The organism is Massilia pseudoviolaceinigra, assembly GCF_030846505.1.
GTDB lineage: Bacteria > Pseudomonadota > Gammaproteobacteria > Burkholderiales > Burkholderiaceae_D > Telluria_A > Telluria_A violaceinigra.
Window position 1 is genome coordinate 1 of the sequence record NZ_JAVCWL010000004.1, and the last position, 16,098, is coordinate 16,098.

The 16,098-nt window shown below is 65.9% G+C and carries 17 protein-coding genes; 10 read left to right on the forward strand and 7 right to left on the reverse strand.

The window, feature by feature from the left end:
• Nucleotides 1-7 precede the first annotated feature (7 nt).
• Together RBA40_RS04870 and RBA40_RS04875 are read right to left on the reverse strand one after the other, a co-directional pair.
• Nucleotides 8-1,204 (reverse strand): acyl-CoA dehydrogenase, encoded by a 1,197-nt coding sequence (locus RBA40_RS04870; RefSeq protein WP_306646429.1) that lies wholly within the window; start codon nucleotides 1,202-1,204, stop codon nucleotides 8-10.
• Between the two features lie 92 nt (nucleotides 1,205-1,296).
• Nucleotides 1,297-1,806, reverse strand: a complete 510-nt coding sequence (locus tag RBA40_RS04875; protein WP_306621848.1) for a flavin reductase family protein — start codon at nucleotides 1,804-1,806, stop codon at nucleotides 1,297-1,299.
• A gap of 142 nt (nucleotides 1,807-1,948) precedes the next feature.
• On the opposite strand from RBA40_RS04875, the gene msrA reads away from it, so the two are divergent.
• From msrA to RBA40_RS04905, 6 genes are all read left to right on the forward strand, one after another.
• Nucleotides 1,949-2,488: a peptide-methionine (S)-S-oxide reductase MsrA gene (gene msrA / locus RBA40_RS04880; protein ID WP_306646431.1), complete on the forward strand. Its 540-nt coding sequence runs from the start codon at nucleotides 1,949-1,951 to the stop codon at nucleotides 2,486-2,488.
• Nucleotides 2,489-2,524: 36 nt separating this feature from the next.
• A complete protein-coding gene (locus RBA40_RS04885) occupies nucleotides 2,525-3,574 on the forward strand; it encodes an HD domain-containing phosphohydrolase (RefSeq protein ID WP_306646433.1) in 1,050 nt (349 codons plus the stop codon).
• Between the two features lie 4 nt (nucleotides 3,575-3,578).
• A complete protein-coding gene (locus tag RBA40_RS04890; RefSeq protein ID WP_306646434.1) occupies nucleotides 3,579-5,864 on the forward strand; it encodes a hybrid sensor histidine kinase/response regulator in 2,286 nt (761 codons plus the stop codon).
• A gap of 414 nt (nucleotides 5,865-6,278) precedes the next feature.
• Nucleotides 6,279-7,034, forward strand: a complete 756-nt coding sequence (locus RBA40_RS04895) for a collagen-like domain-containing protein (RefSeq protein WP_306646435.1) — start codon at nucleotides 6,279-6,281, stop codon at nucleotides 7,032-7,034.
• Between the two features lie 185 nt (nucleotides 7,035-7,219).
• The gene (locus RBA40_RS04900) at nucleotides 7,220-7,777 is read left to right on the forward strand and encodes a DUF6445 family protein (protein WP_306646437.1); all 558 of its coding nucleotides are present in this window, start codon (nucleotides 7,220-7,222) and stop codon (nucleotides 7,775-7,777) included.
• Between the two features lie 24 nt (nucleotides 7,778-7,801).
• Nucleotides 7,802-8,155, forward strand: a complete 354-nt coding sequence (locus RBA40_RS04905) for a hypothetical protein (RefSeq protein WP_099874998.1) — start codon at nucleotides 7,802-7,804, stop codon at nucleotides 8,153-8,155.
• Between the two features lie 139 nt (nucleotides 8,156-8,294).
• On the opposite strand, the gene RBA40_RS04910 is transcribed toward RBA40_RS04905, so the two are convergent.
• The gene (locus RBA40_RS04910) at nucleotides 8,295-9,530 is read right to left on the reverse strand and encodes a class I SAM-dependent methyltransferase (RefSeq protein ID WP_306646438.1); all 1,236 of its coding nucleotides are present in this window, start codon (nucleotides 9,528-9,530) and stop codon (nucleotides 8,295-8,297) included.
• 49 nt (nucleotides 9,531-9,579) lie between these two features.
• Nucleotides 9,580-10,785 (reverse strand): pyridoxamine 5'-phosphate oxidase, encoded by a 1,206-nt coding sequence (gene pdxH / locus RBA40_RS04915; RefSeq protein ID WP_306646440.1) that lies wholly within the window; start codon nucleotides 10,783-10,785, stop codon nucleotides 9,580-9,582.
• A gap of 82 nt (nucleotides 10,786-10,867) precedes the next feature.
• On the opposite strand from pdxH, the gene RBA40_RS04920 reads away from it, so the two are divergent.
• From RBA40_RS04920 to RBA40_RS04935, 4 genes are read left to right on the forward strand one after another with little or no spacing between them, the layout of a single operon-like run.
• The gene (locus RBA40_RS04920; protein WP_306646442.1) at nucleotides 10,868-11,734 is read left to right on the forward strand and encodes a tRNA threonylcarbamoyladenosine dehydratase; all 867 of its coding nucleotides are present in this window, start codon (nucleotides 10,868-10,870) and stop codon (nucleotides 11,732-11,734) included.
• 50 nt (nucleotides 11,735-11,784) lie between these two features.
• A complete protein-coding gene (locus tag RBA40_RS04925; RefSeq protein ID WP_306646443.1) occupies nucleotides 11,785-12,366 on the forward strand; it encodes an FKBP-type peptidyl-prolyl cis-trans isomerase in 582 nt (193 codons plus the stop codon).
• Nucleotides 12,367-12,395: 29 nt separating this feature from the next.
• On the forward strand, nucleotides 12,396-13,328 hold the full coding sequence (gene cysK / locus RBA40_RS04930; RefSeq protein ID WP_306646444.1) for a cysteine synthase A: 933 nt from the start codon (nucleotides 12,396-12,398) through the stop codon (nucleotides 13,326-13,328).
• 36 nt (nucleotides 13,329-13,364) lie between these two features.
• Nucleotides 13,365-14,027 carry an SMI1/KNR4 family protein gene (locus tag RBA40_RS04935; protein WP_306646446.1) on the forward strand — a complete coding sequence of 221 codons (663 nt, stop codon included), beginning with the start codon at nucleotides 13,365-13,367 and terminating at the stop codon, nucleotides 14,025-14,027.
• Nucleotides 14,028-14,090: 63 nt separating this feature from the next.
• Here RBA40_RS04935 and RBA40_RS04940 read toward each other — a convergent pair whose 3' ends face one another.
• The 3 genes from RBA40_RS04940 to RBA40_RS04950 all read right to left on the reverse strand — a co-directional run bounded on the left by RBA40_RS04940 (nucleotide 14,091) and on the right by RBA40_RS04950 (nucleotide 16,095).
• Nucleotides 14,091-15,131, reverse strand: a complete 1,041-nt coding sequence (locus RBA40_RS04940) for a cation diffusion facilitator family transporter (RefSeq protein WP_306646448.1) — start codon at nucleotides 15,129-15,131, stop codon at nucleotides 14,091-14,093.
• A complete protein-coding gene (locus tag RBA40_RS04945; RefSeq protein ID WP_306646449.1) occupies nucleotides 15,128-15,445 on the reverse strand; it encodes an ArsR/SmtB family transcription factor in 318 nt (105 codons plus the stop codon). Before RBA40_RS04945 ends, RBA40_RS04940 begins: the two co-directional genes overlap by 4 nt.
• Nucleotides 15,446-15,513: 68 nt before the next feature.
• Entirely contained in the window at nucleotides 15,514-16,095 is a 582-nt protein-coding gene (locus RBA40_RS04950) for a hypothetical protein (protein WP_306646451.1), read from the reverse strand.
• Nucleotides 16,096-16,098: the final 3 nt, after the last annotated feature.

Genomic DNA, 16,098 nt, shown 5'->3' on the forward strand with positions numbered 1-16,098 from the left:
CGTGTGCTTATTGGAAAGCCTGGATGCCCGTCTGCGCGCGTCCCAGGATCAGCGCATGGATATCGTGCGTGCCTTCGTAGGTGTTGACCACTTCCAGGTTGACCATGTGACGGATCACGCCGAACTCGTCCGAAATGCCGTTACCACCCAGCATGTCGCGCGCCACGCGGGCGATGTCCAGCGACTTGCCGCAGGAATTGCGTTTCATCATCGAGGTGATTTCCACCGCCGCCGTGCCGGCATCCTTCATGCGGCCCAGCTGCAGGCAGCCCTGCAGGCCGAGGGTGATTTCGGTCTGCATGTCGGCCAGTTTCTTTTGCACCAGCTGGTTGGCAGCCAGCGGACGGCCGAACTGCACGCGGTCCATGGTGTACTGGCGCGCGATGTGCCAGCATGCCTCGGCCGCGCCCAGCGCGCCCCAGGCGATGCCGTAGCGGGCCGAATTGAGGCAGGTGAAGGGACCTTTCAGGCCGCGCACGTCCGGGAAGGCGTTTTCTTCCGGGCAAAACACATTGTCCATGACGATCTCGCCCGTGATCGAGGCGCGCAGGCCGAACTTGCCGTGAATCGCAGGCGCCGTCAAGCCGGCCATGCCTTTTTCCAGCACGAAGCCGCGGATCGCGCCTTCGTCGTCCTTGGCCCACACCACGAACACGTCGGCCACCGGCGAGTTGGTGATCCACATTTTCGAGCCGGAGAGCGAGTAGCCGCCGGCAACCTTCTTGGCGCGGGTGATCATCGATCCCGGGTCGGAACCGTGGTTCGGCTCGGTCAGGCCGAAGCAGCCGATCCATTCGCCGGTCGCCAGTTTCGGCAGGTATTTCTGGCGCTGCTCTTCCGTGCCGAATTCATAGATCGGCACCATCACCAGCGACGATTGCACGCTCATCATCGAGCGGTAGCCCGAATCGATGCGCTCGACTTCGCGCGCGATCAGGCCGTAGGCCACGTAATTCATGCCCGGACCGCCGTACTGCTCGGGGATGGTCGGACCCAGCAAGCCCAGTTCGCCCATCTCGCGGAAGATGGTCGTGTCCATGCGCTCGTGGCGGAACGCTTCGAGGATGCGCGGCGCCAGCTTGTCCTGGCAGTATGCGGCGGCGGCGTCGCGCACCATGCGTTCATCATCGGTGAGCTGAAGATTGAGCAACAGCGGGTCGTCCCAGTGGAATTTGGCTTTGCTGGGCGCATCGGATCGGGTCATGGCGGTTCCTGTCTCTGTTTTAATATTGGCGAATGGTGGGAATGGCTGGATAAACCAAACTTGTATAGACTGCTTTTTGGGTGATGCGGATTTTACCGCGTTTGCGTGCTGCCGAATTGCCCGCCGTGAAAAATGAGCGAGGCTTGCGGGTGCACCGCGCACTCTTCGACTTCGCCCACGAAAATCACGTGGTCGCCCTCGGGATAGCGGCTGCGGTTGTGGCACTCGAACCACGCCGACACGCCCTTCAAGATGGGCTGGCCGGTGCGCGAGAGCTCGTATTCGATATCGCCGAACGGGTTTTCGCTGCGCTTGGCGAAGCGCTGCGCCAGGTGGGCCTGGTCGGCGCCGAGCACATTGATGACGTAGTGCGAGTTGCCGCTGAAGATGGGCAAGCTGTTTGCAACATTTCCTAGACTCCACAATACCAGTGGCGGGTCGAGCGAGACCGAATTGAAGGAGCTTGCCGTCAGGCCACGGAAGCTGCCGTCGGCCAGGCGCGTCGTGATCACGGTGACGCCGGTGGCAAACTGCGACAGTGCCTGGCGAAATTGCGCCGTGTCGAATGCGCGCGTATCGGCGCGGGGTGAGCTAGTGTTCATTATTGCCCTGTGGTTTATGCCATTATGCCAAATTTTGGCGCTCCCCGGCTTTTCCGGCGCCGCCGGCCGGCCCGATTGCAGGTGCATGCCGGGTCGCTTTGCGTTACAGTTATCCCATATCAATAAGTCAGCGGGGTGCGCCATGACGAACCAATCCGGGATGCAAGTCGCCATTCTGGGCGGCGGCTGCTTCTGGTGCCTCGAAGCGGTCTTTCTGGAAGCGCGCGGCGTGCTCAAGGTAGAGTCCGGTTACATGGGCGGCCACGACGACAATCCGACCTACGAACAGGTGTGCGCCGGCGCCACCGGGCACGCCGAAGTGGTGCGCATCGTGTTCGACGCCGGTGCCATCGAGTACCACGACCTGCTCGAAATCTTCTTCACGATCCACGATCCGACCACCCTGAACCGCCAGGGCAACGATGTCGGCACCCAGTACCGCTCCGTCATTTTCGTCGATTCACCCGAGCAGGAAGCGACTGCGCGCCAGGTGATCGCCGAAATGGCGTGCGTGTGGGACGCGCCCATCGTCACCCAGGTGCAGCCGGCCGGAACCTGGCACAAGGCCGAGGACGAGCACCAGAATTATTTCAGCCGCAATCCGCTGCAGGGCTATTGCGCGCTGGTGGTCGCGCCCAAGGTCACCAAGTTCCTGACCACCTTCGCCGGACGGCTCACATGACGTCCGCCAGCACCACCTCGTAACCCGGGAATTGCCATGAAGGTAGTGATCGTTGACGACACGCACATCAATCTGGTCCTGATGTCACGCCTGATGGAAAAACTGCCCGGGATCGAGACGGTGGCCTTCCAGTCGGCGCACGAGGCGCTGGCGTGGTGCCGCGAGCACCCCTGCGACCTGCTGGTGCTCGACTACCTGATGCCGGACTTGAACGGGCTCGACTTCATTGCCGCACTTGGCGGCGACGCGCGCGACCGTCCGCCGGTGCTGATGGTCACGGCCAGCCAGGATGTGGACATCCGCCACCGCGCGCTGGAAAACGGCGCCAACGATTTCCTGATCAAGCCGATCGACAAGGTCGAATTCCTGGCCCGCATCCGCAACATGCTCGAACTGCGGCGCGCCACGCTGGCCCTGCAAAGCCGCGCCAGCTGGCTGGCCAGCGAGGTGGGCAAGGCCACCGCCGAACTGCGCGCGCGCGAGCAGGAAACCATCCTGCTGCTGTGCCGCGCCTCCGAGTACCGCGACCCCGAAACGGGCGCCCACATCCAGCGCATGGCGCACTACTCCTGCCTGATCGCGGCCGAACTGGGCCTGTCGAACCAGGAGCAGGAATGCATCCTCAACGCCGCGCCCATGCACGATATCGGCAAGGTCGGCACGCCCGACCACATCCTGCTCAAGCCGGGCCGCCTCACGCCCGACGAGATGGACATCATGCGCCTGCACGCGGCGATCGGCTACAACATCCTCAAGGCCAGCGAAGCGGGCATGCTGCAGCTGGCCGCGGTGATCGCCCACACCCACCCTGAGCGCTTCGACGGCCAGGGCTATCCCAACGGCCTGGCGGGCGAGGCCATCCCGCTGGCGGGGCGCATCGTCGCCGTGGCCGACGTGTTCGACGCCCTGACCAGCGTGCGCCCGTACAAGCAGGCCTGGACCCTGGACGCGGCGCGCGCCTACCTGCTTGACAACAGCGGCAGCCATTTCGACCCCCGCTGCGTGGACGCGCTGATGCGGCGCTGGCCGGCGGTGCTGGAGATCCGCGCCCGCTTCTGCGACGCCGGCCGCCAGGACGCGGCCTGACCCCATGCGCCACCAGCGACTGCTGCGCCAGCTGCGGCGCACGCTCGGCGTGAGCAGCGAACGGGCCTTGCAAGAGCTCCTGGGCGGCCTGCGCGCGCTGGGCGACCCGGCCCTGGCCGAAGGCCTGGCCGCCTTGCTCGATGCCGTCTCGCGCAGCTACGAGGAATCGGACCGCGACCTGCAGGTGCGCACGCGCATGCTCGAAATCAGCTCCGCCGAACTGACCGGGGCCAACGACCAGCTGCGCGCGGAAGCGGCGCGCCAGGGTGAAGTGCTGCGCTCGCTCCAGGCGAGCCTGGGACGCCTGGCCACACCGGCCGATCCCCACGCCGGCGGCGCCGACCTGCTCGGCCTGACCCGCGCGCTCGAACAGGTGTTGCAGCAGCGCGAAAGCGCGCGCGAACTGACCGAACAGATCCTCGACCAGTTGCCCATCCCCGTGTTTCTGAAAGACCGGCAAGGACGCTTCGTGCGCTTCAACCGCCAGTTCCAGGAGTTTGCGCGGCGCAGCAGGGCCGAGATCGAAGGGCGCACCATCGATGACGTCGGCCCGCGCAGGTGGGCCGGCCAGACCCGCGAGGAAGACGAGCAGGCCTGGCGCACCGGGCGCATGGTCACCAGCGAGCGCCGCCTGGCCAATCTCGATCCGCCGGTCGACGTCGTGGTCAGCCGCATCGTGATCCACAGCGGCGGCGAATCGTACCTGCTGGGTTTTTCGATCGATGTGAGCGAACAGCGCGCCGCGCGCGACGCCATGCAGCGCGCGGTCGAATCGGCGCAGGCGGCCAGCCGCGCCAAGAGCGATTTCCTGGCCAACATGAGCCACGAAATCCGCACGCCGATGAACGGCATTCTCGGCATGACCGAACTGGTGCTCGAATCGGCGCTGGCGCCGCAGCTGCGCGAGGACATCGAACTGGTCAAGGGCTCGGCCGATGCGCTGTTGAGCATCATCGACGACATCCTCGATTTTTCCAAGATCGAGGCGGGCAAGCTCGATATCGACGACGTGCCGTTCGACCTGGGAAAACTGGTGCGCGAAACGCTGCGCTCGCTGGCCCTGCCGGCGCGCCAGAAAGGGCTGGCGCTGGCCTGCGAGCTGCCGCCGCACCTGCCGCCGGCGCTGAAGGGCGACCCCGGCAGGCTGCGCCAGGTGCTGATCAACCTGCTGGGCAATGCGATCAAGTTCACCAGCGAGGGCGGGGTGACGCTGGCCGTGACGATGGCGCGCGCGTCTGAGCAACGCTGCAACGTCGAGTTCGCGGTGCGCGACACCGGCATCGGCATCGCGCCGGACCAGCAAACCCTGATCTTCGACGCCTTTTCCCAGGTCGACGGCTCGACCACGCGCCAGTACGGCGGAACCGGCCTGGGGCTGACCATTTGCCGGCGCCTGGTAATCCTGATGCAGGGCGAGATTTCCGTCAGCAGCGAGCCGGGCCGCGGCAGCGTGTTCCGCTTCAGCGTGCCGCTCGGGCAAACGGGCGCCGCGCCGGTGGCGGCGCCGGCGCCTGGCCGCGCCAGCGTGGCGGCGGCGCCAAGGTCCGCCGCGCTGGCGCGCGAGCAGGCCGGCCGCCTGCACATCGTGCTGGCGGAGGACAATCCGGTCAACCAGCGCCTGGCGCTGCGCCTGCTGGAGAAAATGGGGCATCGCGTGACCGTGGCCGACAACGGCCTCGATGCGCTCGAACACGCGCTGCACGGCGGCGCCGACCTGGTGCTGATGGATGTGCAGATGCCCGGCCTCGACGGCATGGCGGCCACGCGCGCCATCCGCCGGTGGGAAGCGGCGCACGGCGGCCATGTGCCGGTGGTGGCCATGACGGCGCGCGCGATGCAGGGCGACCGCGAACGCTGCCTGGAGGCCGGCATGGACGACTATCTGTCCAAGCCGGTCGACAGCGCGCGCCTGCGCGAGGTGCTCGCGCGTTTTCATGGCCGCCGGACCGGCGCGGTACTGGACTGGCGCGGCGCCTTGCTGCGCCTGGACGGCGACCGTGAGCTGCTGCACGAACTGGCCGCCCTGTTCATCAGCGATGGCCCGCAGCTGTTCGATGCGCTCGACAAGGCGCTCGCCGCCGGCGACACCAGCGCCGCCCAGCGCGCCGCGCACAGCCTGCGGGGCGTGCTGGTCAATTTCGGCGCCCGGCGCGCCATCGCCTGCACCGAACGGATCACGGCGAACCTGCGCGATGCCGCCCCGGCGCAGCCGGCACGCGCGCTGGCGCATGACCTGGCCGCCGCGCTGGGCGATGTGTATGCGGCGCTCGGCAGCCACCTTGCCATCTGACACGTTCTGTCCAGCCGGAAAATTTTCCTGACCGCTTGCTGCGTGCTGCTCTTTTTTCGCGATCGCCGTGCTGCGCGCAATGCCGCTGCCGGCGATTTGTCGCCTCTTCATTCGGATAGGGGAGGCCCTATACGAATCGTCAGGTTCCCCCGCATCGCAGCCAGCTTATTCTGAGTCATGCCTACTGCTCTCGGGATTGAGCACGATGCTGTTCCAGCCTCGGATCTGCTTGCCAAGGTTGTTATCGTTACCCGGGGCTCCGCAGGAGTTTCGGGTCACGGCCAATTTTTCTCAACGCGTCATTTTTGGTTTTTTTCAAATCTAGAGGAGTGCACGGACATGAATGAACAAGGCATGGTGTTATCGCTTAATGACGATCAGATTCGTCAGATTCAAGCCCTCAGCGGCCAACGTATGACATCGATCCGGATTGTCCCCGACTTCCCTGGCGTGCAGGGCGCGCAGGCGCTGCAGGGCCTGCAGGGATCGCAAGCGTTCCCGGGGGTGCAGGGCTATCAGGGCGCCCAGGGATCGCAGTTCGTCCAGGGCTACCAGGGGCCGCAGGCATTCCAGGGTGCTCGGGGACCGCAGGCATTCCAGGGACCGCAATCGCTCGTGGGCTACCAGGGCCCGCAAGCCGTTCTGGGACCGTTCGGATTCCAGGGCGGGGTCGGGCCGGTTGGCTTCCAGGGACCGCAGGCAGTGTTCGGCTTCCAGGGAGCGCAGGGCGTCCAGGGACCGTTTGGCTTTCCCAGCGTCCAGGGGCCGTTCGGCTTTCCGGGCTTCTACGGGCCGGCCGGTTTCTTCAATCCATTCGGATTCCCTGGCATGCAAGGTCAGCAAGGGGGCCAGGGTCCGCAAGCATTCGTGGGCATCCAGGGTCCGCAGGGCTTCTTCGGGCCGCTAGGGTTCCAGGGCGCCGTGGGACAGCAGGGCATCCAGGGGCCGCAGGGCGTCCTCGGTTTCCAGGGCTCGCAGGGCTTCCAGGGGCCGCAAGCGTTCCAGGGCTTCCAGGGTGCGCAGGGATTCCAGGGTGTGCAAGGCCAGGGCTTCCAGGGTTTCCCGGGCTTCCCGGGCGTACAGGGATTCCAGGGCGCGCAAGGTCAGGGCTTCCCGGGTTTCCAGGGCGTGCAAGGCTATCCGGGCTATCCAGGCTATCAAGGGTATTAACAGGCGACGCCGCGCGGGTGCTGCTTGCCCGGTAAGCGGCTTTCGCTGGCCTGAGTGATGCGGCATCGCCCAGGCCATTGTTGCTCCTTGACCGACACTTGCAAGGAAGGATTGATCATGTCAGCCCGGACTCCGAACAGCCCCGCGAACAGCCCCGCAGTTGCGCACAGACTGTGATGTGAACCATGCGCGAAACCATCATTGTCACCGACGATTTTTATCAGGACCCCTTGGGTGTGCGCGCGTTTGCCCTGCGCCAGGATTTTTCCGTCAAGGGAAATTACCCGGGGGCGCGCACCCAGGCGTTCCTGCACGATGAACTGGCGGCGGCCATTCAATCGGTGGTCGGGCTGCCCATCACGTACTGGCCGCGCGACACCTACAACGGTGCCTTTCAGTTCAGCGTCGCCACCGACCGCACCTGGGTGCATGCCGACCATACGACCACCTGGTCCGGCGTGCTGTACCTGACGCCGAACGCTCCCGCGTCAGCCGGTACGGCTTTCTTCCGCCATCATCAGAGCGGCAACGAGACGTATCCGGCCGACGAGGCGCAGCGCCGGCAATGCGACGCCGACGCCGGTGTGTGGGACCGCTGGCAGGTCACCGACCAGATCGGCAACCGCTTCAACCGCCTGATCCTGTTTCGCGGCCAGCGTTTTCACTGCAGCCGGGGCCATTTTGGCGATACCAAGGAAAACGGCCGGCTTTTCCAGACTTTCTTCTTCAACACGACCTATTAAAAGCATATAAAAAGGGAGCTTATTATGAATACATCAGAGTTATTCTTTCCGGCCGGCTGGCTGGCCCTGAGCAGCGAGCAGTCGGCGCACATCAAATCGGTACTCGGCAAGGACGTCACCGCCGTTCCGGTCTATAACGTCGTGGCATGCGGCGCGAACAACGGCTACCAGCCTTTGAATGCGGTACCCGGGATGGCCTGCCTGGTCGTTCATGAAGCCATGCAGTCGCAACTGGACGCGCAGGGCGAGCAGGTGAGGGCGCTGCCGGGCGACACCCAGCAATTGCATGAGCACCAGCAGTTTTCCTCCGATTCCAGGGTGCCGGTGCGCTCTGGCGAAGAGGACGCCGCCAAGAACGCGAAGCTCAAGCCAAAGTGACCCGGACGAGCTGACAAGGTGGGCCTGGCACAGGCCCACTGTCGTCGACGTCCGGCCCGGGTAACCGATCGAACGCGCCGCATCCATGGCGCACGCGCGCAGCGGCACCGGGCGCGCGGCACGCCACCACGCCGGCGCCTCATCCCTGGGCGTACATATAGCGGCGCGACCACGGTATCGCCGCCGGATCGCGTCCCGCCTTGCCGCACACCACCTGATACAGGCTGATCCAGTCGTGCGTGAACGCATGCGTGCACCCGGCCAGATACACCTGCCAGATGCGAAAGCGGCGCGCATCGGTCATGCCTTTGATGCGCTGCGCATTCGCCTCGAAATTGTCGGTCCACATGGCGCACGTGCGCGCGTAATGGCGGCGCAGGTTTTCCACATCGCGCACTTCCAGCCCGCCTTCCTGCATCGCCTGGATCACGGTGCCCAGATGCGCCAGCTCCCCGTGCGGAAACACATACCGGCTGATGAATTCGCCGCCCCCGTGCGGCGCGCCGTGGCAGTCCGGATCGGTGGTGGTCAAGCCGTGGTTCATGGCCACGCCATCGGGCGCGAGCAGGGTGGCCATGCGCCGGAAGTACGCAGGAAGCTGGCGCACGCCCACATGCTCGAACATGCCCACGCTGGTGATGCGGTCGAACTGCCCGCCCACATCGCGGTAATCCTGCAGGCGGATCTCGACCAGCCCGCCCAGCCCGGCGCGTTCGACCTGCGCGCGAGCCAGCCGGGCCTGGTTGTCGGACAGGGTGATGCCGACGCAGCGCGCCCCGTAGCGCTGGGCCGCCCGGATCGCCAGCGCGCCCCAGCCGCAGCCGATGTCGAGCAGGCGATGGCCGGGCCGCACGCCGATTTTGGTGAGGATATGATCGATTTTCTTGACCTGCGCCTCGGCCAGCGTTTCGTCGCCATTGTCGAAATAGGCGCACGAATACACCATGCCCGGATCGAGCCAGGCCGCGTAGAATTCGTTGGAAACATCGTAGTGATAGCGCACGGCGGCGGCGTCGCGCTGACGCGTGTGGCCGCGCGCCAGCGCGCCGAGCAGGCGCCCCAGCGCGCGTGCGGGCAACGCTGTGCGTAGGTTTTTGGCGACTGCATTGCCGGCCAGCGCGTTGACGACGGCAATCATGTCGTTCGCGCTGCCGCTGACATCGATCGCCCCTTCCACGTACGCGCGGCCGAGGTTGTACAGCGAGGGTGATAGCAGGTAGCGCAGCGCGCGCGCGTGCGGCACACGCACCGTCACGCGCGGCGGATCGGGCGAAAAATCGAGGCGCTGCCCGTTCCACAGCTCTACCCGCAGGGGCAGCGAAGGCTGGCTGCGCAAGCCTTCGCTCCATGCCCTCAGTCTGATCTGGTTGAACACGCACACCTCCGGCCGATAGCGGCAGGCCCGTGTGCGCGCACACGTCCTACTAAGGTTGCAACCGTTCGCGCGCCCAGCTGCCATCGCTTTGCAGCGTGTACACGATGCGGTCGTGAAAGCGCGAGCGGCGTCCCTGCCAGAACTCGATCCGTTCAGGTACCAGGCGGAAGCCGCCCCAGTTGTCGGGACGTGGCGGCTCTTCGCCGTATTGCTTGGCTACTGCCTCGTAATTCTGTTCCAGCGCGCCACGATTGGCGATCGGCTCGCTTTGCGCCGACGCGATCGCAGCCAGCCGGCTTTTCAGCGGCCGGCTATGGAAATACTTGTCGCTTTCTTCCACTGAAGTGCGCTCCACCTTTCCTTCGATCCGGATCTGGCGTTCTAGTTCCGTCCAAAAGAACAGTAATGCCGCATGCGGGTTGCCGGCCAGCTGGCGCCCCTTCTGGCTGTCGTAGTTGGTGTACCAGGTAAAGCCGCGCGGATCGAACTGCTTGATCAGCACGATGCGGGAGGTCGGCCGGCCCTGCTCGTCCACCGTCGCCACGCTCATCGCGTTCGGCTCGTTGACCTGGGCCTTGAGCGCTTCCTCGAACCAGGTCGTAAATTGCACGAACGGATCGTCCGCCACGTCGCTCTCGTTCAGGCTGGCCTGGCCGTAATCCTTGCGCAGGCTGGCCACGGCGTCGCCGGTGGCGCTGGCGGGCGCTGCCTCGGCGGCTGCGGGAACGATGCCGCGCCGCTGCTGCATCGCCAGGCCCAGGGTGGCCATCTGGTCGGCGCTGAACAGGCGCTTGGCCATTGGCGCGATATGGCTTTCCTCGCGCTCCATGTGGGCGCGGTAGGTCGCGGCGAAGCGCTGCACGTCGTGCTCGCGCAGCACGGCGGCGCTGCCGCCGGCGATCGCGCTCAGCTGCTCGTGCAGGTCTTGCCACATGCCATCCATCTGGCGGTGCTCGTCGAGGATCCCGGGAACGAGCTCGGCCAGCAGGTCGGCGTCGGCCCCGCTGGCGCTGGTGCGCAGCATCGGTACCAGGTTCTGTTCTTCATCCTCGTGATGCAGGGGCGCGGCCTGGTCGAAATACTTCATCACCGCGCGCGCGGCGTCGCGCGCTTGTTCGTCGGCGCCATGGCTGGCCAGGTGCGGAACCAGCTTTTCCAGGGTCGCCAGCTGTTTGCGGATGCGGTCGTGGCAGTGTTTCAGCACCGCGATCGGCTGGTCGAAGCCGGGGGCGCTGTCGGGCAGGGCGTTGCTCATGGAGATTTCTCGCTTGTGGCTGGTGGGAACATGGAAGGCATTTTAGAGCAGTCTGTCCCGCCGCGTCCGTTAAAATGGCGGCATGAATACCATCACCACCCCATCACTTCCCCTCGATACCGGCGAGGTCGACTTCGAGCGCCGTTTCGGCGGCATCGGCCGCCTGTATGGCCCGGCCGCGCTGGCCCGTTTCCGCGCCGCCCACGTGTGCGTGATCGGCGTCGGCGGCGTCGGTTCCTGGATCGTCGAGGCGCTGGCCCGCAGCGCCATCGGCCAGCTGACCCTGATCGACCTCGACAACGTGGCCGAATCGAACATCAACCGCCAGATCCAGGCCTTGAGCGGCACCATCGGCCAGGCCAAGATCGGCGCGCTGGCCGAGCGCATCTCCCAGATCAATCCTTTTTGCAAGGTCAACCTGATCGAAGACTTCATCGATCCCGGCAATCTGGACCGAATGATCGGCGAGCACCAGTACGACTACGTGGTCGACGCCATCGACAGCGTCAAGGCCAAGGCCGCGCTGATCGCCTGGTGCCGCGACCACCAGTTGCCGATGGTGATCATCGGCAGTGCCGGCGGCAAGACCGACCCGACCCGCATCGAATTGCGCGACCTGTCCAAAACCGAACAGGAGCCGCTGCTCAAGATGGTGCGCAAGCGCTTGCGCAACGAGTACGGTTTTCCGCGCAGTCTGAAAACCAGGTTCAACGTGGACGCCGTATTCTCGATGGAACCGCTGGCCATGCCGGCTGGCGACGACAGCTGCGCCATCGACGGCCAGGCCGATAGCGCGGGCGTCACCGGCCTGAACTGTGCCGGCTTCGGATCGAGCATGGCCGTCACCGCGACCTTCGGCATGGTGGCCGCCGGACACGTGCTGCGCCGCCTTGCCGACGGCGCAATTGGCTCGCCTTCTGTGCAGGCGCCCGAGGCCTTGCTATCATAGCGTTGCAGAAGTATCCAGTTTGACCATTTCTTACTGAAAGAGATTCCATCATGCGCCGTCCCTTTTCCGTATTCCTGATGTGCGCTGCGGCGGCATCCCTGGCCCAGGCCGCCGGCCAGACGCCGCCCGCTCCCGAAACGCCGCCGGCAACGACGGTCCCGGCAACGCCGGCGACCCCACCGGCGCCCGACGCGCCGCCTGCGCCGGCTCCCTCGGCCCAGACCCCCGCACCGGCGCAGCCTGCCACGCCGCCAGGCACCGTGGTGCTGGCCGAGCCGGTCCTCGATCCGCTGGTGGCCACCGACACCAAGGTCGGCACCGGCGCCGAAGCGACCGCCGGCAGCAAGGTATTCGTGCACTACACCGGCTGGCTGTACAAGCCGATGGCCACGCGCCAGCGCGGCCGCCAGTTCGACTCCTCGCTGACGCGTGGCGCCCCGCTCGAATTCGTGCTCGGCACCGGCCGCGTGATCAAGGGCTGGGACCAGGGCGTGATGGGCATGAAAGTGGGCGGCAAGCGCACCCTGATCATTCCGAGCTACCTGGCTTACGGCAAGCGCGGCGCGCCAGGCGGCGGCATTCCGCCGGACGCCGATCTGATCTTCGACGTGGAACTCGTGAACGTCAAATAAGTCCAATCCATTACAGCGGGAGAGCAAGCATGAGAATCGCAAACGACGTCACTGAGTTAATCGGTAACACCCCGCTGGTACGGATTCGCAAACTGGCGCATGGCGCCGGCGCCGACATTCTGGCCAAGCTGGAGTTCTACAACCCGGCCCACAGCGTCAAGGACCGGATCGGCCTGGCCATGATCGAAGCGGCCGAAGCGGCCGGCAAGATCGGTCCCGACACCGTCATCGTCGAGCCGACCAGCGGCAACACCGGCATCGCGCTGGCGATGGTGTGCGCGGCGCGCGGCTATCGCTGCAAGCTGGTCATGCCCGAAACCATGAGCAGTGAGCGGCGCATGCTGTTGCGCGCCTACGGGGCCGAGCTGGTGCTCACGCCGGGACCGGAAGGCATGCTCGGCGCCATCAGGGTGGCCGAGGAACTGGTGGCGGCCAATCCCAACTATTTCATGCCGCAGCAATTTAACAATGCCGCCAATCCCGATGTGCACCGCCGCACCACGGCCGAGGAAATCTGGCGCGACACCGACGGCAAGGTCGATATTTTGGTCGCTGGCGTCGGCACCGGCGGCACCATTACTGGCGTGGGCGAAGTGCTCAAGTCGCGCAAGCCGGGTTTCCAGGCCATCGCGGTCGAGCCGGAAGCGTCGCCCATGCTGTCCAAGGGGACAAAAGGGCCACACCCGATCCAGGGCATCGGCGCCGGCTTCGTGCCGCAGGTGCTCAATCGCGCGGCCTTCGATGAAATCATTTGCGTGAGCAACGACGCTGCCTTCGAGACCGCACGCGCCGCCGCGCGCGAAGAAGGGCTGCTGGTCGGCATTTCGTCGGGCGCGGCGCTGTGGGCCGCGATCCAGGTGGCGCGCCGCCCCGAAAACGCGGGCAAGGTGATCGTGACGATCATTCCGTCGTTCGGCGAACGCTATCTGTCCACGCCGCTGTTTGCCAACCTGGCCGGCTGAGGTGGCGAACGGGAGTAACGCGCGGCGCCTGAGCGCATGAATAAGTTGCTGGGCAGTTTGCAAACCTGCATCGAATCGCATTTCCCCGGGATGGCGGCGAGCCTAAACCCGGGCGCCAGCGACGCCGACATCGATGCCTTCGAACGCGCCATCGGCGCATCGCTGCCGTCATCGGTGCGGGCGCTGTACCGCTGGCATGACGGCCAGGCCGGTGACACCGGCCACGACGTGATCGGCCTGTTTTTCGGTCTCCCCTTCCTGCCGCTTGGCGAATCCCTGCGGCACTGGAAGGATGGTACTGATTTTCTCGACGACATGACTGCCGTGGAACGCACCGCTGCGAGCAGTCAATATTGCTGCTTGCCACGCGGCACCGTGCGCCAGTGCGCCGCCAGCAAGGCATGGATTCCGCTCGCGGACGACGCTGGCGGCGCCTATCTCGGCATCGACCTCGATCCTGATGCCGCCGGCAGCATGGGCCAGGTGATCTCGTTTGGCGGGCGCGAATTCACGCGCGTGCAGGCGGGCGCCAGCCTGGAGCAATTCCTGGAACGCCTGCTCGGCTTGTACGAAAACGGCGAATACGCGCTCGTGGAAGAGGATGACGACGCGTTCAGCCTGTCCACCGTGGAGCCCGCCACGGACCACTTCCTCGACTACCTGCGCCTGAAGGCGCAAGCGCAATATCCTGGTAGATGAAGCCATCGGGCGCGACCGTTTCCCCGGCTGCGAGCCCGGCCGCACACCTGTTCTGAGCGCTGGCTAGGCCGGCTTTGCTTCCTCCGCATGCAGCGCGCAGCTGTGCTCGCTCGTGCCCAGTTCCACCTGCAAGGTGCAGTGGTGGATCGCATAATCGGCCTTGAGCGCCGCCACCATGGCGTCCAGGGCCGCGTCGCCCGGGTAGCCGGCGGGCATGACAAGGCGCGCGGTCAGCGCCGTCTCGGTCGTGCTCATGGCCCAGATATGCAGGTCGTGAATGCCGCTCACGCCCGGCCGCGCCTTGAGATAGTCGCCCACCGCATCGGCATCGACATTGGCCGGCACCGCCGCCAGCACCAGGTCGAGCGACTCGCGCAGCAAGCCCCAGGTAGTGACCAGAATCAGCAGCACGATCACGATACTGACCGCCGGGTCGAGCCAGGTCCAGCCGGTGAACAGGATCGCCACGCCCGACACCACCACGCCCAGCGAAATCGCGGCGTCGGCCGCCATGTGCTGGTAGGCGCCGCGGATGTTCAGGTCGTCCTTGCTGCCGGCCATGAACAGCCAGGCTGAAAAGCCGTTGACCAGCACGCCGATACCGGCCACCACCGACATCGTCATTCCCTGCACCGGCGCCGGATTGGCGAAGCGGTGCACCGCTTCCCAGCCGATCGCGCCGCAGGCGAGCATCAGCAGCAGGGCATTGAGCAGGGCCGCCAGGATCGACGAGCTGCGCAGGCCGTAGGTGTAGCGTCCGTCCGGCGCGCGCCGGGTCAGCATGGCCGCGCCCCAGGCCAGCATCAGGCCCAGCACGTCCGACAGGTTGTGGCCGGCGTCGGCCATCAGCGCCGTCGAGTTGGCCATGAATCCGTAAAAGAATTCGATGCCGACAAACACCGTGTTCAGGCCGATCGCCAGCGCGAACGCGCGCCCGTTGCCGTTCGGGTCGAGCTGGTGATGATGGTGACCGTGACCGTGCCCATGGTCGTGATCATGGCCGTGGCCATGCTTGTGCGCCGTTTCAGGCGTCTTGGCGGGCGCATGCGCGTGGCTGTGTCCGGCGTGGTCGTGATCGTGATCGTGGTTGTGGGCGCTGGTCATGGGTCGATTCCATTGGTGGGTTCGGCGATGTGGTCGAGCATGTCGGTCAGCACGCCGCTGATGTGGGCGTCCGCTGTCGAATAAAACACTTGCTTGCCCTGGCGCTCGGCCTTGACGATGCGCGCGGCACGCAACAGGCGCAGGTGATGGCTGACCAGCGAGCTGCTCAGTTGCAGGCCGGCGGCGATGTCGCCCACCGCAATCGGCCCCGCCAGGCAGGACAATACAATGCGCAGCCGCGTCGGGTCGCCCAGCAGATGGAACAGGTCGGCCAGTTGGGCAATCGATGCGTCGTTATCGGCAGAAGGTTTCATAGTCAACATGTGAAGATATGTAGATATGATAGCGCAATTTTCCCGCGCGGAGCGTTCCTTATCGCAATTCAGGGTTTTTGCATCTCGGCGGCAATGGCCGCGCGCGTTTTGGCATCCAGCCTGGCGACGATGCCGGCCAGCTTGTCGGCCTCGCGCAGGGCGGCGCTTTGCTCGGGTGTCAGTTCCTTCGCCACCACCACCGGGGCCGGGGCCGGGGCCGGGCGCAACAGCACGGCCTGGCCGATCAGCACCACGAACGCGCACAGCAGCGCCGCGCCGCCGGCAATCGCGATGATGCGTTTTTCCTGCAGCGGCTGGCTGTTGACCGCGGCTGGCGCTGCCGCGACCAGCGCCGCCGGGGCGCGTTCGGCCGGGCCACGATCGGCCGGGCCACGTTCGGCCGGGCCACGATCGGCCGGGCCGCGATCGGCCGGGGCGCCGCTGGCGCGTCCCAGGTGGCCGCTTTCCTGCAGCGCCTGCACCTGGTCGGCCAGGTCGGCGGTGGCGTCGTCGAGCAGCTCCACGTGGCGCTCGACCGCTTCGGCCAGCACTGCCTCGTTCAGCGCCACCAGCGCAAAAATCGGATCGTCGATATCGATCCGCACGCCGGTTTTCTCAAAGACGAGGGTGCGCAGTTTTTGCTGGTCCATGCC